Raw genomic sequence first — 21,320 nt, 5'->3', positions numbered from 1 at the left:
AGAAGACTCAGAAGCGATCGCGGATGACCACCTCATCGAACGGCAACTTGCCGACGCGCGGCTTCGGCTCGGCGGCGCGCTTGCCCACCGCGACCATCAGCGCGATGACATGGTTGTCCGGCAGGTTGATCAGCTTGCCGACCGCGTCGTAATCGAAGCCATCCATGGGGCAGGAATCCAGGCCCTTGGCGCGAGCGGCGAGCATTAGCGTCTGCGCCATCAGACCGCAGCTGCGCATGGCCTCGTCACGCTGCACCTGCGGCTTGCCACGGTAATAGGCATCGATGGCGCCGGCCATGTAGTCCTGCACCTCGCTCGGTGCGCCGTCCCAGACGCGGCGGACATTCTTTTCCCAGCTGTCGACCTGGGCGCAGATCACCACCAGCATCGAGGCGTCGGTCATCTGTGCCTGATTCCAACCCACCTCGCGGATCTGCGCGCGCAGCGCTGGGTCGCTGACCTCGACGAAGCGCACATGCTGCAGATTGAAGGCAGAGGGCGCCAGCAGCGCCAGCTGCAGCAGCTCGTCCTTTTCTTCACGGCTCAGCTGAAAGCTCGGGTCGTACGCCTTGACGGCGCGACGGGTGCGGATGGCTTCTTCGGTATTCATGGCGCGCGGTTCCTCGTAATGAACAGTCGCGCCATGCTAAGGGCGCCGACCAATCGAATCCATGCGTCTTGACCGATAAGAATCATCGACACCTTTGATCTAACTCACCGCCCGGCGCAAACGAAAAAGCCGCCCGAAGGCGGCTTTCGATCACGCGGCAGGCAGCTTAGAGCTGCGGGCCGGCGTTGCGGATGGCATCGGAGACGTCGAACTTCTTGAAGTTTTCGATGAACTTGCCAGCCAGCTCCTTCGCAGCCTGGTCGTAGGCGCCCTTGTCGGCCCAGGTATTGCGCGGGTTGAGCAGCTGGGTGTCGACACCGGCGACCGCCTTCGGCACGTCCAGGTTGATGATCGGCAGGTGCTCGGTCTCGGCACCTACCAGCGCACCGCTCTGGATCGCAGCGATCACCGCACGGGTGGTCGGGATATTGAAGCGCTTGCCAACGCCGTAGCCGCCGCCGGTCCAGCCGGTGTTGACCAGGTAGACCTTGGAGCCGAAGCCGTTGATGCGCTTGATCAGCAGTTCGGCGTACTCGCCGGCCGGGCGCGGGAAGAACGGCGCACCGAAGCAGGTGGAGAAGGTCGACTTGATGCCGCTGCCCGAACCCATCTCGGTGGAACCGACCAGCGCGGTGTAGCCGGACAGGAAGTGGTAGGCAGCCTGCTCGTTGTTCAGGATCGACACGGGCGGCAGTACGCCGGTCAGGTCGCAGGTCAGGAAGATCACCGCGTTCGGCTCGCCACCAAGATTCTTCTCGGAACGCTTCTCGACATGCTGCAGCGGGTAGGCGGCGCGGCTGTTCTGGGTCAGGCTGGCGTCGGCGTAGTCAGGCAGGCGGGTACGTTCGTCGAGGACCACGTTCTCCAGCACGGCGCCGAACTTGATGGCCTTCCAGATTACCGGCTCGTTCTTCTCGGACAGGTCGATGCACTTGGCGTAGCAGCCACCCTCGATGTTGAACACGCGACCAACGCCCCAGCCGTGCTCGTCGTCACCGATCAGGTAGCGGCTCTCGTCGGCCGACAGGGTGGTCTTGCCGGTGCCGGACAGACCGAAGAACAGGGTGGTGTCGCCGTCTTCGCCAATGTTGGCGGCGCAGTGCATCGGCAGCACGTCGACGTCCGGCAGCAGGAAGTTCTGCACGGAGAACATGGCCTTCTTCATCTCACCGGCGTACTGCATGCCAGCGATCAGGACCTTTTTCTCGGCGAAGTTGATGATCACGCAGCCGTCGGAATTGGTGCCATCACGCTCGGGTACGCACTGGAAGAAAGGTGCGTTGAGGATGCGCCATTCGCTCAGACCGGCCTGGTTGAACTGCTCGGGAGTGATGAACAGGCAACGGCCGAACAGGTTGTGCCAGGCGGTTTCGGTGGTCATCTTGACCGGCAGGTAGTGCTCGGGATCGGCACCAACATGGACATGGGAAACGAAGCTGTCACGCTCGCCGAGGTAGGCTTCGACGCGGTTCCACAACGCCTCGAAGTTGCCGGCCGGGAACGGACGGTTGATCGGGCCCCAGGCGATCTTCTGCTGGGTGCTAGGCTCTTCGACGATGAAGCGGTCAGCCGGAGAACGACCCGTGCGGTGCCCGGTCTTCACCACCAGAGAGCCATTGGCGGACAGTTCGCCCTCTCCGCGCTTGACGGCTTCTTCAATCAGTTGAGCGGTGCTGATGTCGGTGTACACGGCGTTGGTGGCTTGCGTCATGAGTGTTCCCGTCGGCCCTGGGCCGATTCCTCCATGCTGTTGTAGCCCGCCGAACAGCGAACTACATCGAAAAAAGTGCGCGCGATTATGCCAGATAATGCGCCGCGCTGGGTATGAGGCCGTGATGGCCAAATAGTTCACTGTCGGCGCGAGGCCGCCGGCATCACCGGGCAGCCCCGCGGAACCTTGATGCAGACGCGTTGCGCGTCAGGCTGATTCAGTGGCGGGTATCAGACGGCGCCTCGCTGCCGCCGCCGGCGAACAGCTGGGCCACGTCCGCGGCGTCGTAGGTGTATTTCTCGTTGCAGAACTGACAATCGATGCTGACCGTTCCGCCCTGCTCAGCCACCAGCTGCAGGGCGTCTTCCTCACCCAAGCTGACCAGAGCACGGGCGGAGCGCTCGCGCGAGCAGCTGCAGCGAAAGCGGATCGGCAGCGCATCGAACAGGCGCAGCTGCTCCTGGTGGTAAAGCCGATGCAGCAGCGTCTCGCTGTCCAGGCCCAGTAGCTCCTCGGCGGTCAGCGTGTCGGCCAGAGTGCGCAGGTGCTCCCAGCTGGCGTCACGCTCCTCCGGATCCTTGAGTCGATCGGCCGGCAATTGCTGCAGCAGCAGACCGCAGGCGCGACGACTGTCGGCATTGAGCCAGAAACGCGTCGGCAGCTGCTCGGAAGCGGCGAAGTAGTCGGTCAGGCAGGCTGCCAGGTTGACCCCCTCCAGCCCGACGATGCCTTGATAACGCTGGCCGTTGGCCGGGTCGATGGTGATCGCCAGCATGCCTTCGGGCATCAGCTCGCCCAGCGTTGCACCTGGCTGAATCTGCTCGGCGTGATAGCGGGCGATGCCACGCACTTCGCGCGCGCTGGAACACTCGACCATCAACAGCGGCACGGCACCGCTGGAGCGGGCCTGGAGGATCAGCAGCCCGTCAAACTTGAGCGTGCCGACCAGCAGCGCGGCCGCGGCCAGCAGCTCGCCGAGCAATTGGGCCACAGGTTCTGGATAGGCGTGCTTGGCGAGCACGTGCTGGTAGCTTTCCTCGAGCGTGGCGATCTCGCCGCGAACATCGGAATCATCGAAGAGAAAACGCTGGGTTTGATCGGGCATAGCCGGAAAGCTCGCAGGTACGGCGGAGGAGGCGGGCAATTTTAGGCGCAAAGCCGGCCCGGACCAAGGGCAAGCGCCGGACGGCCTCGCACGTGATGCGGTCCGCCGGCGTTGCGCAGCCTAATCCGGCTTGAAGTCACGCAGCAGCTGAATCTGCCGCCGCTGCTTTTTGCTCGGCCGGCCGTCGGTCTGCATGCCGAGAGCACCTACCTTGCGCTGGGCTGCCGCTTCCTCGCGAGCGGCCAGACTCTGCGGCGTCTCTTCATAGAGCGTCTGCGCCTCGGGTGCGCCGCGGCGCACCGCCGACAGCGCGCGGATAACCACCGTTCGCGCGTCGAAGCCAACGCGAATCACCAGTTCATCGCCGATCTTCGGTTCCTTGCTCGGCTTGCAACGCTCGCCGCGACAGTGCACCTTGCCACCTTCGATGGCCGCCTTGGCCAACGCGCGGGTCTTGAAGAAGCGCGCGGCCCACAGCCACTTGTCCAGGCGCACCTTGTCGTCGTCTTTTTCAGCCATCGTCCAGCTCTAACTCCTACACATCGTTCTAGGGTGTTACAGACGGATGCAGTTGTCATGCACCCCAACTAGAATGCCGCCAAATTCTTCGGACACGCCCATTGAAGAGACTCGACCCCCACACCGTGATCGGACTGCGTGAATGGATCGCCCTGCCGGATCTCGGCGTGGTGGGCCTGCGTGCCAAGGTCGATACCGGGGCCAGCACCTCGGCGCTGCACGCCACCGACATCAGCGAATTCGAACGCGATGGGCAGCGCTGGGTTCGCTTCACCGCGCACCTGGGCACGCTGGTGCAGCGTCGCCATCGCTGCGAGGCGCCGCTGGTCACCCGCAAGCTGATCAAGAGCTCCAACGGCCAGGTGCAGACGCGTTACGTGGTGCGCACCCTGCTCGCGCTGGGCAGCCACGTCTGGCCGGTGGAGTTCACCCTGACCTGCCGCAAGACCATGCGCTACCGCCTGCTGCTCGGCTCTAAGGCACTGGTCGACGGTCAATGGCTGATCGATCCGTCGCGAACCTATATCCAGGACAAACCCCAGATCCTCACTTCTTCCGGTGCGCAATGAAAATCGCCGTGCTGTCGCGCAATCCGCGTCTTTATTCCACCCGTCGTCTGGTCGAAGCCGGCGAGCAGCGTGGCCATGAAGTGGTGGTGATCGATACGCTGCGCGCGTACATGAACATCGCCAGCCACAAGCCGCAGATCCACTACCGCGGCAAGCCGCTGGAGGGCTTCGACGCGGTGATCCCGCGCATCGGCGCCTCGGTGACCTTTTATGGCTGCGCCGTGCTGCGCCAGTTCGAGATGCAGGGGGTGTTCCCGCTCAACGAGTCGGTGGCCATCGCCCGCTCGCGCGACAAGCTGCGCGCCCTGCAGCTGCTCTCACGTCGCGGCGTCGGTCTGCCGGTAACAGGCTTCGCCCACTCGCCGGACGACATTCCCGATCTGATCCAGATGGTCAATGGCGCCCCGCTGGTGATCAAGGTGCTGGAAGGCACCCAGGGCATCGGCGTGGTGCTCTGCGAAACCGAGAAGGCGGCCGAATCGGTGATCGAGGCCTTCATGGGGCTCAAGCAGGACATCATGGTGCAGGAGTACATCAAGGAAGCCGGCGGCGCCGATATCCGCTGCTTCGTGGTCGGCGACAAGGTCATCGCCGCGATGAAGCGTCAGGCCAAGCCAGGGGAATTCCGCTCCAACCTGCACCGCGGCGGCTCCGCCAGCCTGATCAAGATCACCCCGGAAGAGCGCATGACCGCCATCCGCGCCGCCAAGGTGATGGGCCTCAACGTCGCCGGCGTCGACATCCTGCGTTCCAACCATGGTCCGCTGGTGATGGAGGTCAACTCCTCGCCGGGCCTGGCCGGGATCGAGGAAACCACCGGCAAGGACGTCGCCGGGCTGATCATTCAGTACCTGGAAAAGAACGGCGGCCCGCACCTGACCCGCACCAAGGGCAAGGGCTGATCCCACCGAGCTGCGAGCCGGCTTATTCGGCCGGCTTGCCCTGCACCGCATCGCGCGGCAGCAGCAGCCCCAGCGGCAGGCTGACCCGCGCTTCCAGACCACCGCCCTCGCGATTGCGCAGCTCGACGATGCCACCGTGCTGCGAGGCGATACGCTTGACGATGGCCAGGCCCAGTCCGGCGCCCTGTCCACCACGGGCGCGATCGCCGCGGATGAAGGGGTTGAACAGGCCTTCCAGCTCGGCCGGATCGATTCCCGGCCCGCGGTCGAGCACGCTGAGCACCACATAGGGCGCATGCTGGTCGCCGGAGACATAGGCCGCCACCTCGACCCCGTCACCGCCATAACGCAGCGCATTCTCGATCAGGTTGACCAAGAGCCGCTTGACCGACACGCGGCGCAGGGCAAACGGCGGCATCGGTTCGACGCACAGACGCACGATCTCCTGCTGCTGGTTGTAGGGCGCCACCACTTCGCGGATCAGCTCGCCGAGGTCGGTGGTCTCCACCGGCTCGTCGCTGCCGTCGCGGACGAAGGCGAGGAACTGATCGAGGATCGCATTCATGTCCTCGACATCACGAATCATGTCGTCGGTCAGCTCGTCATCGCTGCTCATCAGCTCCAGCGACAGACGCAGGCGCGTCAATGGCGTGCGCAGATCGTGGGAAACCCCGGCCAGCATCAGTTCGCGCTCACGGCCAGCCTGCTCGACGTCCTCGGCCATCTGGTTGAAAGCGCGATACACCTCGGTCATCTCGCTCGGTGTGTCGCCGATCGGCAGGCGCACGCGCCGGCCCTTGCCGATCTGCCGCGCGGCGAAGACCAGCCGCTTGAGCGGCAGGTTGAGCTGACTGACGAAGATCCACGCCGCACCGGTGGACAACAGGCCGATACCGAGGAACCAGCCGAGCACGCTCCAGATGCGCTGACCACGCAGCGGATAGGCATACAGCGGCACCTGCACCCAGTCCGGCCCCAACGCAGGCGCGCGCACCCAGATCGCCGTGGACGGCTGGATACGCACGCGCACCTCGGTATCGTCGCCCAGCTCGTCGCGCATCTGCCGCTGGAAGATCTCGGTGTAGGGCCAGTGGTATTCGCTGCGCGGCACGTTCTGCTCGGCCACCAGTTGCAGACCGGCGGCTCGGCCGATGCGGTCGCGGTCCTCCAGGTCGGCAGCCCAGTAGGCGCGCAGGGTCAGCGCCGCGCCGTGGCTGTACTGGCGGTCCACCAGCACGTCCTCGTTGGTCATCAGATAGACCAGGGTGAGGACCTTGGAGAACAGCACTACGATCAGCACCATCCATAGGGTGCGGGCGAAGAAGCTTTGCGGGAACCAGAGCGGGGTCTTCATGAAAAAGCGGCGGCACGCCTCGGGCTGCGGGTAACGAGGCTATCGCGCCCGCAGCCGGTGGCACGCCGTGGTCGACTCACTTGTTGCCGTCCGGCACGAATACGTAACCCACACCCCAGACGGTCTGGATGTAGCGCGGCTTGGACGGGTCCGGCTCGATCAGCCGGCGCAGGCGGGAAATCTGCACGTCGATGGAGCGCTCCAGCGCATCCCACTCGCGGCCGCGGGCGAGGTTCATCAGCTTGTCCCGGGTCAGCGGCTCGCGGGCGTGCTGCACCAGCGCCTTGAGCACGGCGAACTCACCGGTGGTGAGCATGTGCACTTCGTTGCCTTTCTTCAGCTCACGCGTGGCCAGCGACAGCTCGTACTCGCCGAAGGTGACGGTCTCGTCCTCACTGGCCGGAGCGCCCGGCACCTGTGGCGCCTGCCGGCGCAGCACCGCACGGATGCGCGCGAGCAGCTCGCGAGGGTTGAACGGCTTGGCCAGGTAGTCGTCGGCGCCCTGCTCCAGGCCCTGGATGCGGCTGGCCTCGTCGCCCTTGGCGGTGAGCATGATGATCGGGATCTGGTTGTTCGCCTCACGCAGCCGGCGGCAGGCGGACAGCCCGTCCTCGCCCGGCATCATCAGATCGAGCACCACCAGCTGAAACAGCTCGCGACTGAGCAGGCGGTCCATCTGCTCGGTGTTTTCCACGGTACGGACGCGGTAGCCCTGCTCGTCGAGAAAGCGCTCGAGCAGACGCCGCAGACGGGCATCGTCATCGACGATAAGGATCTTTTCGCCTTCGTTGGCTTGCGCAGTGCTGCTCATGGAAACTCCCAGATGGTCGACGGCGCATTATTGCGCAGTGTGGATCGGCCCTACTGACAGCCATTGTTAGCAGATTTTTCGCCCAGCGGCAGTCACCACGCGCAAACCGTCATGCCGCACGCCATGTGCCGGGATTAGCTTGAGGCCAATCGCCGCACTTCCCCTATAATCGCCGGCTTTCGCGCAGGCCCGGCCTGCATGCCTTGACTGACCCAGGTAGGTTCATGGACAGCATCAATTCCCGTATCGCCAACGAGCTGGGCGTACGCCCGCAACAGGTCGCCGCCGCCGTGGCGCTGCTCGACGAAGGCTCCACCGTTCCCTTCATCGCCCGCTATCGCAAGGAAGTCACCGGCAGCCTCGACGATACCCAGCTGCGTAACCTGGAAGAGCGCCTGCGCTACCTGCGCGAGCTGGACGAGCGCCGCATCTCGATCCTTGCCAGCATCGAGGAACAGGGCAAGCTGACCCCCGAGCTCAAGCGCGAGATCGACCTCGCCGACACCAAGACCCGTCTCGAAGACCTCTACCTGCCCTACAAGCAGAAGCGCCGCACCAAGGGCCAGATCGCCCTGGAAGCCGGCCTCGGCGAACTGGCCGATGCACTGTTCGGCAATCCGGACCTTACGCCAGAACAGGAAGCCGAGCGCTTCATCGACGCCGAGAAGGGCTTCGCCGATGTGAAAGCCGTGCTCGAAGGCGCCAAGTACATCCTCATGGAGCGCTTCGCCGAAGACGCCGACCTGCTGGCCAAGCTGCGCGAGTTCCTCAAGCACAACGCCACCCTCAGTGCCCGCGTCGTGCCGGGCAAGGAAACCGAAGGCGCCAAGTTCAGCGACTACTTCGAACACGACGAAGTGCTGAAGAACACCCCCTCGCACCGCGCGCTGGCGATCTTCCGCGGCCGCAACGAGGGCATCCTCAGCGTCAGCCTCAAGGTCGGTGACGAAACGCCCGGCAACATGCACCCGGGCGAAGGCATGATCGCCGAGCGCTTCGGCATCGCCAACCGCGGCCGTGCTGCCGACAAGTGGCTGGCCGAGGTGGTGCGCTGGACCTGGAAGGTCAAGCTCTACACCAGCCTGGAAACCGACCTGCTCGGTGAGCTGCGCGACAAGGCCGAGGACGAGGCCATCTCGGTGTTCGCCCGCAACCTGCACGACCTGCTGCTGGCCGCCCCGGCCGGTCCGCGCGCGACCCTGGCGCTGGACCCGGGCCTGCGCACCGGCTGCAAGGTCGCGGTGGTCGACGCCACCGGCAAGCTGCTGGAAACCGCCACCGTCTACCCGCACGCACCGCGCAACGACTGGGACGGCACCCTGGCGATCCTCGCCAAGCTGTGCGCCAAGCATGCAGTGGACCTGATCGCCATCGGCAACGGCACCGCCAGCCGCGAGTCGGACAAGCTGGCCGGCGAGCTGATCAAGAAAGTGCCCGGTCTCAAGCTCACCAAGATCATGGTCAGCGAAGCCGGCGCCTCTGTGTATTCGGCCTCGGAACTGGCGGCCAAGGAATTCCCGGACCTGGACGTCTCCCTGCGCGGCGCCGTGTCCATCGCGCGCCGCCTGCAGGATCCGCTGGCCGAGCTGGTGAAGATCGACCCGAAATCCATCGGCGTCGGCCAGTATCAGCACGACGTGTCCCAGCTCAAACTGGCGCGCTCGCTGGATGCCGTGGTCGAGGACTGCGTGAACGCCGTCGGCGTCGACGTCAACACCGCTTCCGCCGCGCTGCTGGCACGCATCTCCGGCCTCAACGCGACGCTGGCGCAGAACATCGTGCAGTTCCGCGATGCCAACGGTGCGTTCAAGTCCCGCAGCGAGCTGAAAAAGGTCCCGCGCCTGGGCGAGAAGACCTTCGAACAGGCCGCCGGCTTCCTCCGCGTGATGAACGGCGACAACCCGCTGGACGCCTCCGCCGTACACCCGGAAACCTATCCGCTGGTCAAGCGCATCGCTGCCGACACCGGTCGCGACATCCGCTCGCTGATCGGCGACTCGGCGTTTCTCAAGCGCCTGGACCCCAAGCAGTTCACCGACGAGACCTTCGGCCTGCCGACCGTCACCGACATCCTCAGCGAACTGGACAAGCCGGGTCGCGACCCGCGCCCCGAGTTCAAGACCGCCGAATTCCAGGACGGCGTGGAGAAGCTCAGCGATCTGGAGCCGGGCATGGTGCTCGAAGGCGTTGTGACCAACGTCACCAACTTCGGTGCCTTCGTCGACATCGGCGTGCACCAGGACGGTCTGGTGCACATCAGCGCGCTGTCGGAGAAGTTCGTCAAGGACCCGTACGAGGTGGTCAAGGCCGGCGACATCGTCAAGGTCAAGGTCATGGAAGTGGACATCCCGCGCAACCGTGTCGGCCTGTCCATGCGCATGAGCGACACGCCCGGCGAGAAGACCGACGGCCCGCGCGGCGGCAAGCCACGCGGCAACGCGCCGCGTAGCGAGCGTCATGCCAGGGAAGACAAGCCGGCACCGGCCAATGCCGCCATGGCCGCGCTGTTCGCCAACGCCAAGCAGCTGAGGAAGTAGGCATGAGCATTCAAGTCGAGGCGGTGGGTAACTCCAGCGCCTTCGGCCGCCTGCTCGGCCTGGAGATTCACCAGGTCGGCAATGGCGAGGCCGTGCTCAGCCTGTCCATGCACGACGGCCTGCGCAATCTGCACGGCAAGCTGCACGGCGGCGCGCTGTTTTCGCTGATCGACACCGCCATGGGCCAGGCCAGCCACAGCCTGGGCGATGGCTCGCCGAACAGCGTCACGCTCGAATGCAAGGTCAACTACATCCGCCCGGTGACCGATGGTGAGCTGCGTTGTCGCGCCTGGGTGGTGCACGGTGGCCGGCGGACCCAGGTGCTGGAAGCCGAAGTGCATCAGGGCGACAAGCTGATCGCCAAGGCCCAGGCGACCTTCGCCTGCCTCTAACGGCCTGTGCCGCCAGCCGCTCGCGGAGTCGGCACGCCTGGCCTGTGGTCGAAGCAACGCTGCCTCTTGTGAAGCGGCGTTTCCATCCCCATATTGGGGCGACTGTCGCGTGAAGGAATCCACAAGTTGAGCGCTCTTCTCACCCACCGCCTGGCATTGCTGGCCAAGGCTCCACACCTGCCGCTGCTCAACCAATGCCTGCACGGAATCGAGCGCGAATGCCTGCGCGTCGATGCCCACGGCCATCTGGCCATGACGCCGCACCCCATTGCGCTGGGCTCGGCGCTGACCCACCCGCAGATCACCACCGATTATTCCGAGGCGCTGCTGGAGTTCATCACCGGCACCGACCAGGACCCTCGCAATACCCTGGCCGAGCTTGAAGCGATCCATCGCTTCACCTACGCCAAGCTGGGTGATGAATACCTGTGGAGCCCGTCGATGCCCTGTCCGCTGCCGAGCGAAGCGGACATCCCCATCGCCGAATACGGCAGCTCCAACATCGGGCGGCTCAAGCATGTCTATCGCCAGGGCCTGGCGCTGCGCTACGGCAAGACCATGCAGTGCATCGCCGGCATCCACTACAACTTCTCGCTGCCGGAGGCGCTGTGGCCGGTGCTGCAGGCCGATGATGGCGATACCCGCACCGAGCGGGACTACCGCTCCGCGCGCTACATCGGGCTGATCCGCAACTTCCGCCGCTACAGCTGGCTGCTGATGTACCTGTTCGGCGCCTCGCCGGCACTGGACGCCGGCTTCCTGCGCGGGCGCCCGCATCAGCTCGAAGCGCTCGACGCCGACACCCTGTACCTGCCCTACGCCACCAGCCTGCGCATGAGCGACCTGGGCTACCAGAACAATGCCCAGGCCGGCCTCACGCCCTGCTACGACGACCTGTCGAGCTACACCGAAAGCCTGTTCCGCGCAGTTTCCACGCCGTATGCCCCCTACGAGGCGATGGGCATCAAGGACGCCGCCGGCAACTGGCAGCAGCTCAACACCAACGCGCTGCAGATCGAGAACGAGTACTACTCGAACATCCGCCCCAAGCGCGTCACCGCCACCGGCGAGCGCCCCCTGCAGGCTCTGCGCGCCCGCGGCATTCAGTACATCGAAGTGCGCTGCCTGGACATCAACCCGTTCCTGCCGCTGGGAATCGACCTCGCCGAATCACGCTTCCTCGACGCCTTCCTGCTGTTCTGCGCACTGGCCGACAGCCCTTGCCTGGCCGATGGCGAGTGCGGCGCGGCCACCGACAACTTCCTCAAGGTGGTCAAGGAAGGCCGGCGTCCGGGACTTGAGCTGCAGCGTTGTGGCGAGCATGTCCTGCTCAGTGACTGGGCCAACCAATTGCTCGACGAGATCGCCGAAGTGGCCGCCCTGCTCGACCGCAGCCATGACGACAGCCGGCATGCCGAGGCACTGGCCGAACAGCGCGCCAAGGTCGCCGACAGCAGCCTGACGCCCTCAGCGCGCGTGCTCGAGCAGTTGCGCATGAACGGCGAGAGTTTCAGCCAGTTCGCCATGCGCCAGACGCTTGCCCATGCCGACTACTTCCGCAGCCAGGTGCCGAGCGCCGATGAACTGCAGCAGTTCGAAACGGCGGCGCGGCAGTCGCTGGAGCGCCAGGCGGCGATGGAAGCCGCCGACACGCTGGACTTCGACAGCTTCGTCGCCGATTACCAGCGCAGCCTAAGCCTCTAAGCAACCTGGCGGGTGCTGCGCCCGCCAGCGGGCTTCAGAGCGGCTTTTCGAAAATCTTCGAATTCCGCTGGAAGTTGTACAGCGAGGCCCGCGCGGCCGGCAGACGATCGACGCTGATGGGCTCGAAGCCGCGCTCCTGGAACCAGTGCGCGGTACGCGTGGTGAGCACGATCAGCTTCTTCAGCCCCAGCGCCCGGGCACGTTCTTCGATGCGTTCGAGCAACTCGTCGCCGCGCCCGCCATGACGGTACTCCGGATTGACCGCCAGGCAGGCCAGCTCGCCGGCATCCGAGTCGGCGATCGGATAGAGCGCTGCGCAGGCGATGATCAACCCGTCGCGCTCGACGATGCTGAACTGCTCGACCTCGCGTTCCAGCACCTCGCGTGAGCGCCGCACCAGAATGCCCTGCTCTTCCAACGGGGTGATCAGGTCGATCAGCCCGCCGACATCCTCGATGGTCGCCTCGCGCAGTTGCTCGAACTGCTCCTGGGTCACCAGCGTGCCCGCACCGTCGCGGGTGAACAGTTCGTTGAGCAGCGCACCGTCGTCGACATAGCTGACCACGTGGCTACGCCGCACGCCGCCGCGGCAGGCCTGTGCCGCGGCATCCAGCAGCTCGGCCTGGTACTGGCTGCCGAGGCGCTCGACGTAGGCCGGGATCTGCTGCGGACGCAGCTCACGCACCAGCTTGCCGCTTTCGTCGAGCAGGCCGGTCTCGGCGCCGTAGAGCACCAGTTTGTCGGCCTGCAGATCGATGGCGGCGCGGGTGGCGACGTCCTCGCAGGCCAGGTTGAAGATTTCCCCGGTGGGCGAATAGCCCAGCGGCGAGAGCAACACGATGGTGCGCTCGTCCAGCAGCCGGCCGATGCCCTTGCGATCGATGCGCCGCACCTCGCCGGTGTGGTGCAGGTCGACGCCGTCGAGCACGCCGATCGGTCGCGCGGTGACGAAGTTGCCGCTGGCCACCCGCAGGCGTGCGCCCTGCATCGGCGAAGCGGCCTTGTCCATGGACAGCCGCGCCTCCATGGCGATGCGCAGCTGGCCGACCGCATCGATCACGCACTCCATGGTCGGACCATCGGTGACGCGCAGGTCGCGATGGAAACGCGGCGTGATACCGCGCGCCGCCAGCCGCGCCTCGATCTGCGGACGCGAACCGAACACCAGCACCAGGCGCACGCCAAGGCTGTGCAGCAGCACCAGGTCGTGGACGATATTGGCGAAGTTGGCATGCTCCACGCCGTCGCCCGGCAGCATGACGACGAAGGTGCGGTCACGGTGCGAGTTGATGTAGGGCGAGGAATCGCGGAGCCAGGTGACGTAGTCGTGCATGGATGAGCCTTTGTGGCAGGTCTTGTTCGTCTGGTGGGCGGCCGGTCAGGCCTGGGGTTGCAGGCAGTAGTGCTCGATCATCCGACGCAGCAGCTGCACGGTTGGTTCGATGCGCTCGAGCTGCAGGTACTCGTCGGGCTGGTGCGCGCAGGAGATGTCGCCGGGCCCCAGCACCAGCGTTTCGCAGCCGAGCTGCTGAAGATAAGGCGCTTCGGTGGCAAACGCCACCGCCTCGGCCTGGTGCCCGGTGAGGCGCTCGGCCAGGCGCACCAGCTCGCTTTCGGCCGGCTGTTCGAAGGGTGGCACCGCCGGAAACAGCGGCGCCAGGTCGATCTTCACCTGGTGCTGCTCGGCCAGCGGCTGCAGGCGCTGGCGAATGATCCCGCGCAGCTGCTGCGGGTCCATGCCCGGCAGCGGGCGCAGGTCGAACTCCAGCGCGCATTGCCCGCAGATGCGGTTGGGGTTGTCGCCGCCGTGGATGCAGCCGAAGTTGAGGGTCGGCTTGGGCACGTCGAACAGCGGATTGTCGTACTCGGCCTGCCACTGCCGACGCAGCGTCATCATCTCGCCGATCACGCCGTGCATAGCTTCCAGCGCGCTGTGGCCGTAGGCGGGGTTGGAAGAATGTCCGCTCTGCCCGAGGATGTCGATGCGCTCCATCATGATGCCCTTGTGCAGACGCACCGGCCGCAGCCCCGTGGGCTCGCCGATCAGCGCCGCGCGGCCGAGCGGCTGGCCGGCTGCAGCCAGGGCGCGGGCACCGGACATCGAGCTTTCTTCGTCGCAGGTGGCGAGGATCAGCAGCGGACGACGGAACGGCTGCTCCAGCAAAGGCTGCACCGCCTCGATGATCAGCGCGAAGAAGCCCTTCATGTCGCAACTGCCGAGCCCGTACCAGCGGTCATCAGCCTCGCGAAGGCGCAGCGGATCGGCCGTCCACAGTTCACCATCGAACGGCACGGTGTCGCTGTGTCCGGCCAGCACCAGGCCACCGGGACCGCTGCCGTAGCTGGCCAGCAGGTTGAACTTGCCGGGCGCAACCTCCGGCATCTGGCAGGCAAAGCCCAGCTCGCAGAGCCAGGCGGCCAGCAGCTCGATCACCGGACGGTTGCTCTGATCCCAGCCAGGCTGCGTGCAACTGACGGAGGGCGCGGCAATGAGCGCGGCGAACTGCTCCTTGAGCGAAGGAATGGGCACCGGTGACCTCCCGTGATGCGATCGGAACGAAGGTGCAGTGAAGCACGAAACGCGCGACGGCGGGACCCGCAAACGAAAACGCCCCGCCGAGGCGGGGCGTCGATCGCGTCGGCTCGACTCAGGTAAAGATGAACTTGAGCACGGTGAAGAAGACGATCGCGAGGAAGGCGCCGGCCGGCAGGGTGATCAGCCAGGACATGAAGATCGAACCGACCACGCCCAGGTTCAGCGCACCGATACCGCGGGCGATACCAATGCCAAGCACGGCACCCACCAGCGTATGGGTGGTGGAAACCGGCAGGCCGATGGCCGAGGCGCCGACCACGGTGGTCGCGGTGGCCAGTTCGGCGGCGAAGCCACGGCTCGGGGTCAGCTCGGTGATTTCCTTGCCGATGGTGGCGATCACCTTGTAGCCGTAGGTGGCCAGACCGATGACGATACCGAGCGCGCCCAGCAGCAGCACCCAGCCCGGCACTGCGGACTTGGCGGCGATGTCGGCAGCACCACCGGATTCGATCACACCGACGATGGCGGCCAGCGGGCCGACGGCGTTGGCGACGTCGTTGGCACCATGGGCGAAGGCCATCGAACAGGCGGTGAAGATCATCAGCACGGCGAAGACCTTCTCTACGCTGGCGAAGTGGAAGGTCTTGTCCGCCTCCACGTCCAGCTTGATACGGCTGAGCAGTGCCACGCCGAGCAGTGCTACCAGCAGGCCGATGCCGAAGGCGATGACCACGCCCTGCTGGCTGCTCAGGTGCAGGCCGACATGCTTGAGACCTTTGGTCACCGTCATCAGGGCGACCATGAAACCGGTGAGAAACATGTACAGCGGGACGAAGCGTTTGGCGTTCTCGAAGGGATGATCGGTGTTGATGATCAGTTTCTGCACGCTCATGAACAGGCCGAAGGCGACGACCCCCGAAAGCATTGGCGTGACCACCCAGCTGGCGACGATCGGCCCGATGGCCTCCCAGTGCACCGCATCGGTGGATACGCCGACGGCAGCGAAGCCGATGACGGCGCCGATGATCGAATGCGTCGTGGAAACCGGCCAGCCCTTCATCGTCGCGATCATCAGCCAGGTACCAGCCGCCAGCAGCGCCGACATCATGCCCAGCACCATCAGATCGGGCGAGATGACCTCTGCATCGACGATGCCGTTCTTGATCGTCTCGGTAACCTCGCCACCGGCCAGGTAGGCGCCGCAGAACTCGAAGATCATCGCCACGATGATCGCCTGCTTGATGGTCAACGCACGGGAACCGACCGAAGTGCCCATGGCGTTGGCGACATCGTTGGCACCGACACCCCAGGCCATGAAGAAACCGAATGCGCAGGCGAGAATCAGGAGTACGAAGCCGTAATCCGCAATAAGAGACATAAGGAAAACTACCTGTTGAACCCAGAAAGGACGCTGGCGCCTCAGCGCGCCAGCAATTGTTCCAGACGGTTGCCGACGCGCTCGGCGCGGTCGGCTACATCACCGATCCATTCGATGATCTTGTAGAGAAAGATCACGTCGACTGCTGGCAGGTCCTTTTCCAGATTGAACAGCGCACGGCGTACCGTGATCTGCATGCGGTCGGTTTCGCGCTCGATCTCCTCGAGCTCCTCGACCATCTTTTCGACGAGTGTGGCTTCGCGGCCACTGAAACCGGTTTCCAGCAACGAATCCAGTTCCTTGAGCGCCTTGAGCGCCTGAGCGCTGGCGTCGACGGTGCGTTGTACATAGGCCAGCATCTGCGGCTGCAGCGGCTGCGGGATCGTCATGCAGCGACCCAGCATCAGGCCGGCGATGTCCTTGGCGCGGTTGGCGATCTTGTCCTGTACACTCAGCAGATCAAGCAGATCGGAGCGCGGCACCGGCAGGAACAGGCTCTTGGGCAGGTGCTGGCGTACGCTCTTCTTCAGTTTGTCGGCCTCGTTCTCCAGCTGCGCCATCTGCTGCTGGATCTGCTCGACCTTTTCCCAGTCCTCGGCCATTACCGCCTGGAACAGCGGCACCAGGTTCGCTGCACATTCATGCGACTTGGCCATATGCTGCTGCATCGGGCCGATTGGCGAACGTCCGAACAAGCTGACGAAAGGATTGACTGGCATAGGGTATGGCCCCGGCTTGAAAGAGGCGGCAAGTATACGGACAGGCCATCACGCCTGCTACCGTGCGTCATCAGGCTGCAACATCAACACATCATAGGCACCCAGTCGGCACCATGCAGAAAGAAACCGAAATCAAGCTACGCGCCAGCCGCGAGACCCTGCTCGCCCTGCGCGAACATCCGCTGCTGAAGAAGCGCAACAAGAGCGGCTGGTCGCGCCATGAGCTGTTCAACCAGTATTACGACACCGCCGAGCGCGATCTGGCTCATGCCCGCGTGGCGTTGCGCCTGCGGCGCGACGGCGAGCAGTTCATCCAGACCCTGAAAAGCCGCGGCCAGAGCGTCGCCGGCCTGTCCGAACGCAACGAGTGGGACTGGTACCTGGACAAGGCCAAGCTGGACATCAAGAAGCTTGGCGATGACTGCTGGCCGGCCAGCCTCGCCGACCTGGACAAGAAGACCCTGAAACCGATCTTCACCACCGATTTCGTCCGCGAGAAGGCCGAGATCGCCTGGGGCCGCGGAAAGACCAGGGTCGTCATCGAAGCCGCACTGGACCTGGGCCAGGTCAAGGCCGGCAAGCAGTCCGAGGAAATCTGCGAGCTGGAACTGGAACTGCGCCAGGGCGAGCCCGAAGCGCTGCTGGAACTGGCCGCTGAACTGGCCGCCGACCTACCGCTGATGCCCTGCGACATCAGCAAGGCCGAGCGCGGCTATCGCCTGTACGACGCCGATGGCTACAGCTTGCAACTGCCAGCCCCGGAGCTGACGCCCGGCATGGCGCTGGACGATGCCATCGTTGCCCTCGGCTGGCAGTTGCTCGGCAACAGCCAGCGCCTGGCCGAGCAGTACCGCTTCAATGGCCGCTGGAAACTGCTGGGCGAATGGCTGCAGCAGCTCATAGAACTGCGCGCCCTGCTCGGCAGCCTCGGCCAGGCCGCCCCGCGTGCCAGCAGCCGAGAACTGCGCGAACTGCTCGATTCGCTGATCCAGGACTGGCGCCCACGAGTCGAAGCGGGCCAGGACGATGAAGGCGTGCGCAAGGCCGCACCGACGCAGTTCACCGAGGAACTGGGTCAGACCCGCTGGGGCCTGCTGTCGCTCAAGGCGTCCCTCTGGCTGCTGCAACGCCGCTGGACCCAAGGTCGCAACGCCCGTGGCGATCGCCAGGGTGCTGCCGAGCTGGGCAAATGGCTGCCGCACCTGCTGGCCGAAGAAGCCAAGGCTCTGCAATTGCCACGCTACCAGCAGCAACCTGAAGACCTGGCCGAGCAGAGCCCGCGCATGGAGCGAATGCTGGTCTGGCTGCACCTGGCCCGCGGCGTGCTGGAGCTGCCGGAAACCGACCGTCTCTACGGCGAACTGGCCAAGCTCCACGAAATGGCCCGTCAGGCGCTGGACGAAGCAGCGCGCGAGCAACGCGTCGAGCAGGCCCATCGGGTCTGGACGCTCAAGGCCTGGAAGCTGCTGGAAAAATAACGGCATAACGCTGCGCAAAGTTGAACCCCGGCGGCAGACAACGCCGGGTGTTTAACGGCAAGCTTGGATTTTTGCGCGCCACGTCGAAGGAACACCATGTCCGTGCTGAACTCGCCCACCCAGGACCGCCCTCTCGATCTTGCCGACCTGTTGCGCGAGCTGGTTGCCCAGGGGCGGGTCGCGCAGGACAGCGCCGAGCAGTGCCTGACGGTACGCCGCAGCGCGGTGGCCAACCAGCAGCATCCGCTGGAATTCCTCGCCGCCCAGCAGCTTGACGACCTGCAGCGGCCGGGCAAGAAGCTCGATCTGGAAACCCTCACCGTCTGGCTGGCCGAACGTGCCGGCCAGCCTTACCTGCGCATCGATCCGCTGAAGATCGACGTCGCCGCCGTCACTCCACTGATGTCCTACGCCTTCGCCCAGCGCCACAGCATTCTGGCCGTGGCGGTGGATGCCAGCGCCGTGACCATCGCCAGCAGCCAGCCTTTCGTGCATGGTTGGGAAGCCAACCTGACCCACGTGCTCAAGCGGCCGATCAAGCGTGTGGTGGCCAACCCGACGGACATTCAACGCTTCACCGTCGAGTTCTACCGCCTGGCCAAGTCGGTCAGCGGTGCCAGCAGCACGGATCAGAAGATCAGCGGCGTCGGCAACTTCGAGCAGCTGCTCAACCTCGGCGCCAGCGACCAGGAGCCGGACGCCAACGACTCGCACATCGTCAATATCGTCGACTGGCTGTTCCAGTACGCCTTCCAGCAGCGCGCCAGCGACATCCACATCGAACCGCGCCGCGAGCAGGGCACCGTGCGTTTTCGGATCGACGGCGTGCTGCACAACGTCTATCAGTTCCCGCCGCAGGTCACGATGGCGGTGGTCAGCCGGCTGAAATCCCTCGGCCGCATGAACGTGGCCGAGAAGCGCAAGCCGCAGGATGGCCGGGTCAAGACCAAGACGCCGGATGGCGGCGAGGTGGAGCTGCGCCTGTCGACCCTGCCGACCGCCTTCGGCGAGAAGATGGTGATGCGCATCTTCGACCCCGAGGTGCTGCTCAAGGGCTTCGACCAGCTGGGCTTTTCCGCCGATGACCTGCGTCGCTGGCAAAGCATGACGGGCCAGCCCAACGGCATCATCCTGGTTACCGGGCCGACCGGTTCGGGCAAGACCACCACGCTCTACACCACGCTCAAGCAGCTGGCGACGCCGGAAGTGAACGTCTGCACCATCGAAGACCCGATCGAGATGATCGAGGGCGCCTTCAACCAGATGCAGGTGCAGCACAACATCGACCTGACCTTCGCCAGCGGCGTACGCGCGCTGATGCGCCAGGACCCGGACATCATCATGGTCGGCGAGATTCGCGACCTGGAAACCGCGGAGATGGCCATCCAGGCCGCGTTGACCGGCCACCTGGTGCTCTCCACCCTGCACACCAACGATGCCCCCAGCGCGATCACCCGCCTGCTGGAACTGGGCGTGCCGCACTACCTGCTCAAGGCCACGCTTCTTGGCGTCATGGCCCAGCGTCTGGTGCGCACGCTGTGCCCGCATTGCAAGGCGCCGGTGCAGCTGGATGCCGATGACTGGAGCGCGCTGACCCGGCCCTGGAATGCCCCGCTACCGACCACCGCGCAACGGGCGGTCGGTTGCCTGGAATGTCGCGATACAGGCTTCCGCGGCCGGGCTGGGGTTTACGAGATCATGCTGCTGAACGACGCGATCAAACCGCTGATCACCGCCGACACCGATATCGTCGCCCTGCGCCGCCAGGCCTTCAAGGACGGCATGCGCAGCCTGCGCCTGTCTGGCGCACAGAAGATCGCCGCCGGGCTGACGACCATGGAAGAAGTGCTGCGGGTAACGCCGCAGAGCGAGCAGAAATAGCCGGCGGCTCGAGGCGTTCGTAGGGTGGATGTCGCTTTTTACATCCACCGCGACTCCGTCCGGTGGATCGGTGAAGCGTGGTCCACCCTGCGCCAGCTGTGGCAGCGGCCTGGCTGCGAATAGCTCGCGTCCAACCACCATCAACGGCCGAAGCGGCCGATGGTGCCTGCCTCAAGTACGAAGCTGAGCGACGATTCAGCCATCCGCCCTTGCAGCGAGGATGCTCGCCACCTGATTGGGCTTGCAGTTGAGGTAGGCCGAGGACTGCAACCACCGCTGGTCCGGGTACCAGGAAAACATGAACTGGCCGCCCTTGAGACTATCGACCACCATCCGTGCCACCTCCGGCCGAACCGCCGGACAGCCCTGGCTGCGGCCGATGCGACCCTGGGTGGCGATCCAGGACGGATTCACGTACGCGGCCGGGTGAATGACGATAGCGCGTTCACGGGCGCGATCATTGATACCTGGTTCCAGGCCGTCCATGCGCAGTGAGTAGCCGTGCTTGCCACTGTAGCTCTCGCCAGTGCGGAACAGGCCGATGCTGGACTGGTGGCTGCCGACCTTGTTGGAGAAGCGGGTGGCATGGTTGTCGCCAGATTTCTGCCCATGCGCGACCAGATCCTCGAGCAGCAACCGCTCCTGCTCCAGGTCGAAGATCCACAGCCGCTTTTCGCTCGACGGTCGCGAGAAGTCGATCACCGCCAGCCGCTGGGCCGCAGCGGCACCATTGTTCACGGCGCACTGCATGGCCGCGACCGCATGAGTCAGGACCTGCCGGTCCAGCTTGGGGGCCAGCCGGGCCAGGCTGTCGACCATCGGCTGATAGGTGGCGGTGGCCGCCCAGACAGGCACAGCGAAAACGAAAAGACCCGCCGCCAGGCAGGCACGTCGAAGAATGGACATCATGAACGACAAACCTCATCGGCCACGGCCTGACGACTTCCTGTCTGGCCGGTGCCTCATGCCCGCGGCACGTTGCAGCAGCGGAGCAATTAAGCCGGGCGGGACGAACGAGCCCCAACTTCCCGGCACGATATGTTCTTATGGACCGGACGGCTGAACAGCGAAGCCGGCGCCGTGGCCCCACGGGGCGCAGTCTAGCAGCCACCGC

General features: G+C 65.2%; 18 protein-coding genes. 7 read left to right on the top strand and 11 right to left on the bottom strand.

Going from position 1 to position 21,320, the window contains the following annotated elements; translation table 11 throughout:
• Positions 1 to 7: 7 nt before the first annotated feature.
• The 4 genes from HZR81_RS11530 to HZR81_RS11515 all read right to left on the bottom strand — a co-directional run bounded on the left by HZR81_RS11530 (position 8) and on the right by HZR81_RS11515 (position 3,945).
• Positions 8 to 610 carry a nitroreductase family protein gene (locus tag HZR81_RS11530; protein WP_500128160.1) on the bottom strand — a complete coding sequence of 201 codons (603 nt, stop codon included), beginning with the start codon at positions 608 to 610 and terminating at the stop codon, positions 8 to 10.
• Positions 611 to 776: 166 nt separating this feature from the next.
• Entirely contained in the window at positions 777 to 2,321 is a 1,545-nt protein-coding gene (locus HZR81_RS11525) for a phosphoenolpyruvate carboxykinase (protein WP_110778375.1), read from the bottom strand.
• 217 nt (positions 2,322 to 2,538) lie between these two features.
• Positions 2,539 to 3,426: an Hsp33 family molecular chaperone HslO gene (gene hslO, locus HZR81_RS11520; protein WP_017244738.1), complete on the bottom strand. Its 888-nt coding sequence runs from the start codon at positions 3,424 to 3,426 to the stop codon at positions 2,539 to 2,541.
• Between the two features lie 120 nt (positions 3,427 to 3,546).
• On the bottom strand, positions 3,547 to 3,945 hold the full coding sequence (locus HZR81_RS11515; protein ID WP_500128159.1) for an RNA-binding S4 domain-containing protein: 399 nt from the start codon (positions 3,943 to 3,945) through the stop codon (positions 3,547 to 3,549).
• 101 nt (positions 3,946 to 4,046) lie between these two features.
• Between HZR81_RS11515 and rimB the strand changes: the two genes are divergently transcribed.
• Positions 4,047 to 4,514, top strand: a complete 468-nt coding sequence (rimB, locus tag HZR81_RS11510) for a retropepsin-like aspartic endopeptidase RimB (RefSeq protein WP_014821964.1) — start codon at positions 4,047 to 4,049, stop codon at positions 4,512 to 4,514.
• Positions 4,511 to 5,416, top strand: coding sequence for a 30S ribosomal protein S6--L-glutamate ligase (gene rimK, locus HZR81_RS11505; protein WP_014821965.1), 906 nt, complete (start codon positions 4,511 to 4,513; stop codon positions 5,414 to 5,416). Before rimB ends, rimK begins: the two co-directional genes overlap by 4 nt.
• Before the next feature lie 22 nt (positions 5,417 to 5,438).
• Here rimK and HZR81_RS11500 read toward each other — a convergent pair whose 3' ends face one another.
• Together HZR81_RS11500 and ompR are read right to left on the bottom strand one after the other, a co-directional pair.
• Entirely contained in the window at positions 5,439 to 6,770 is a 1,332-nt protein-coding gene (locus tag HZR81_RS11500; RefSeq protein ID WP_110778378.1) for an ATP-binding protein, read from the bottom strand.
• A 76-nt stretch (positions 6,771 to 6,846) separates the two neighbouring features.
• Positions 6,847 to 7,581, bottom strand: coding sequence for an osmolarity response regulator transcription factor OmpR (gene ompR, locus HZR81_RS11495; protein ID WP_011911524.1), 735 nt, complete (start codon positions 7,579 to 7,581; stop codon positions 6,847 to 6,849).
• Between the two features lie 224 nt (positions 7,582 to 7,805).
• On the opposite strand from ompR, the gene HZR81_RS11490 reads away from it, so the two are divergent.
• The 3 genes from HZR81_RS11490 to gshA all read left to right on the top strand — a co-directional run bounded on the left by HZR81_RS11490 (position 7,806) and on the right by gshA (position 12,214).
• Entirely contained in the window at positions 7,806 to 10,118 is a 2,313-nt protein-coding gene (locus HZR81_RS11490) for a Tex family protein (protein WP_500128158.1), read from the top strand.
• Between the two features lie 2 nt (positions 10,119 to 10,120).
• Complete coding sequence (locus HZR81_RS11485; protein ID WP_020306864.1) at positions 10,121 to 10,510, top strand: PaaI family thioesterase; 390 nt, start codon at positions 10,121 to 10,123, stop codon at positions 10,508 to 10,510.
• A gap of 126 nt (positions 10,511 to 10,636) precedes the next feature.
• On the top strand, positions 10,637 to 12,214 hold the full coding sequence (gene gshA, locus HZR81_RS11480; protein WP_500128157.1) for a glutamate--cysteine ligase: 1,578 nt from the start codon (positions 10,637 to 10,639) through the stop codon (positions 12,212 to 12,214).
• Between the two features lie 34 nt (positions 12,215 to 12,248).
• Here the strand turns inward: gshA and argA are convergent, their stop codons facing one another.
• The 4 genes from argA to HZR81_RS11460 form a co-directional block, all read right to left on the bottom strand.
• Positions 12,249 to 13,547 carry an amino-acid N-acetyltransferase gene (gene argA, locus HZR81_RS11475; RefSeq protein ID WP_208217262.1) on the bottom strand — a complete coding sequence of 433 codons (1,299 nt, stop codon included), beginning with the start codon at positions 13,545 to 13,547 and terminating at the stop codon, positions 12,249 to 12,251.
• 45 nt (positions 13,548 to 13,592) lie between these two features.
• The gene (gene argE / locus HZR81_RS11470) at positions 13,593 to 14,744 is read right to left on the bottom strand and encodes an acetylornithine deacetylase (protein WP_500128156.1); all 1,152 of its coding nucleotides are present in this window, start codon (positions 14,742 to 14,744) and stop codon (positions 13,593 to 13,595) included.
• A 118-nt stretch (positions 14,745 to 14,862) separates the two neighbouring features.
• A complete protein-coding gene (locus HZR81_RS11465; RefSeq protein ID WP_014595539.1) occupies positions 14,863 to 16,128 on the bottom strand; it encodes an inorganic phosphate transporter in 1,266 nt (421 codons plus the stop codon).
• 41 nt (positions 16,129 to 16,169) lie between these two features.
• Positions 16,170 to 16,847, bottom strand: a complete 678-nt coding sequence (locus HZR81_RS11460) for a TIGR00153 family protein (protein ID WP_015278654.1) — start codon at positions 16,845 to 16,847, stop codon at positions 16,170 to 16,172.
• 113 nt (positions 16,848 to 16,960) lie between these two features.
• Between HZR81_RS11460 and HZR81_RS11455 the strand changes: the two genes are divergently transcribed.
• Both HZR81_RS11455 and tfpB read left to right on the top strand, forming a co-directional pair.
• Positions 16,961 to 18,325, top strand: coding sequence for a CYTH domain-containing protein (locus tag HZR81_RS11455; protein ID WP_500128155.1), 1,365 nt, complete (start codon positions 16,961 to 16,963; stop codon positions 18,323 to 18,325).
• A 96-nt stretch (positions 18,326 to 18,421) separates the two neighbouring features.
• Positions 18,422 to 20,206 carry a type IV pilus assembly ATPase TfpB gene (gene tfpB, locus HZR81_RS11450; RefSeq protein ID WP_500128154.1) on the top strand — a complete coding sequence of 595 codons (1,785 nt, stop codon included), beginning with the start codon at positions 18,422 to 18,424 and terminating at the stop codon, positions 20,204 to 20,206.
• Positions 20,207 to 20,401: 195 nt separating this feature from the next.
• Here tfpB and HZR81_RS11445 read toward each other — a convergent pair whose 3' ends face one another.
• Positions 20,402 to 21,115, bottom strand: a complete 714-nt coding sequence (locus tag HZR81_RS11445; protein WP_500128153.1) for a murein L,D-transpeptidase catalytic domain family protein — start codon at positions 21,113 to 21,115, stop codon at positions 20,402 to 20,404.
• Between the last annotated feature and the right edge of the window lie 205 nt (positions 21,116 to 21,320).

Source organism: Pseudomonas sp. LM13, from assembly GCF_041381355.1.
Classification (GTDB): Bacteria; Pseudomonadota; Gammaproteobacteria; order Pseudomonadales; family Pseudomonadaceae; genus Stutzerimonas; species Stutzerimonas frequens.
Note: the sequence above shows the minus strand (reverse complement) of the source record. Positions and strands in the feature narration are given on the sequence as shown.

Excerpts from the sequence above, each read along its gene's own strand:
- HZR81_RS11530 (WP_500128160.1), bottom strand. The coding sequence starts at position 610 with ATGAATACCGAAGAAGCCATCCGCACCCGTCGCGCCGTCAAGGCGTAC.
- HZR81_RS11525 (WP_110778375.1), bottom strand. The coding sequence starts at position 2,321 with ATGACGCAAGCCACCAACGCCGTGTACACCGACATCAGCACCGCTCAA.
- hslO (WP_017244738.1), bottom strand. The coding sequence starts at position 3,426 with ATGCCCGATCAAACCCAGCGTTTTCTCTTCGATGATTCCGATGTTCGC.
- HZR81_RS11515 (WP_500128159.1), bottom strand. The coding sequence starts at position 3,945 with ATGGCTGAAAAAGACGACGACAAGGTGCGCCTGGACAAGTGGCTGTGG.
- rimK (WP_014821965.1), top strand. The coding sequence starts at position 4,511 with ATGAAAATCGCCGTGCTGTCGCGCAATCCGCGTCTTTATTCCACCCGT.
- HZR81_RS11500 (WP_110778378.1), bottom strand. The coding sequence starts at position 6,770 with ATGAAGACCCCGCTCTGGTTCCCGCAAAGCTTCTTCGCCCGCACCCTA.
- ompR (WP_011911524.1), bottom strand. The coding sequence starts at position 7,581 with ATGAGCAGCACTGCGCAAGCCAACGAAGGCGAAAAGATCCTTATCGTC.
- HZR81_RS11490 (WP_500128158.1), top strand. The coding sequence starts at position 7,806 with ATGGACAGCATCAATTCCCGTATCGCCAACGAGCTGGGCGTACGCCCG.
- HZR81_RS11485 (WP_020306864.1), top strand. The coding sequence starts at position 10,121 with ATGAGCATTCAAGTCGAGGCGGTGGGTAACTCCAGCGCCTTCGGCCGC.
- argA (WP_208217262.1), bottom strand. The coding sequence starts at position 13,547 with ATGCACGACTACGTCACCTGGCTCCGCGATTCCTCGCCCTACATCAAC.
- HZR81_RS11465 (WP_014595539.1), bottom strand. The coding sequence starts at position 16,128 with ATGTCTCTTATTGCGGATTACGGCTTCGTACTCCTGATTCTCGCCTGC.
- HZR81_RS11460 (WP_015278654.1), bottom strand. The coding sequence starts at position 16,847 with ATGCCAGTCAATCCTTTCGTCAGCTTGTTCGGACGTTCGCCAATCGGC.
- HZR81_RS11455 (WP_500128155.1), top strand. The coding sequence starts at position 16,961 with ATGCAGAAAGAAACCGAAATCAAGCTACGCGCCAGCCGCGAGACCCTG.
- tfpB (WP_500128154.1), top strand. The coding sequence starts at position 18,422 with ATGTCCGTGCTGAACTCGCCCACCCAGGACCGCCCTCTCGATCTTGCC.
- HZR81_RS11445 (WP_500128153.1), bottom strand. The coding sequence starts at position 21,115 with ATGATGTCCATTCTTCGACGTGCCTGCCTGGCGGCGGGTCTTTTCGTT.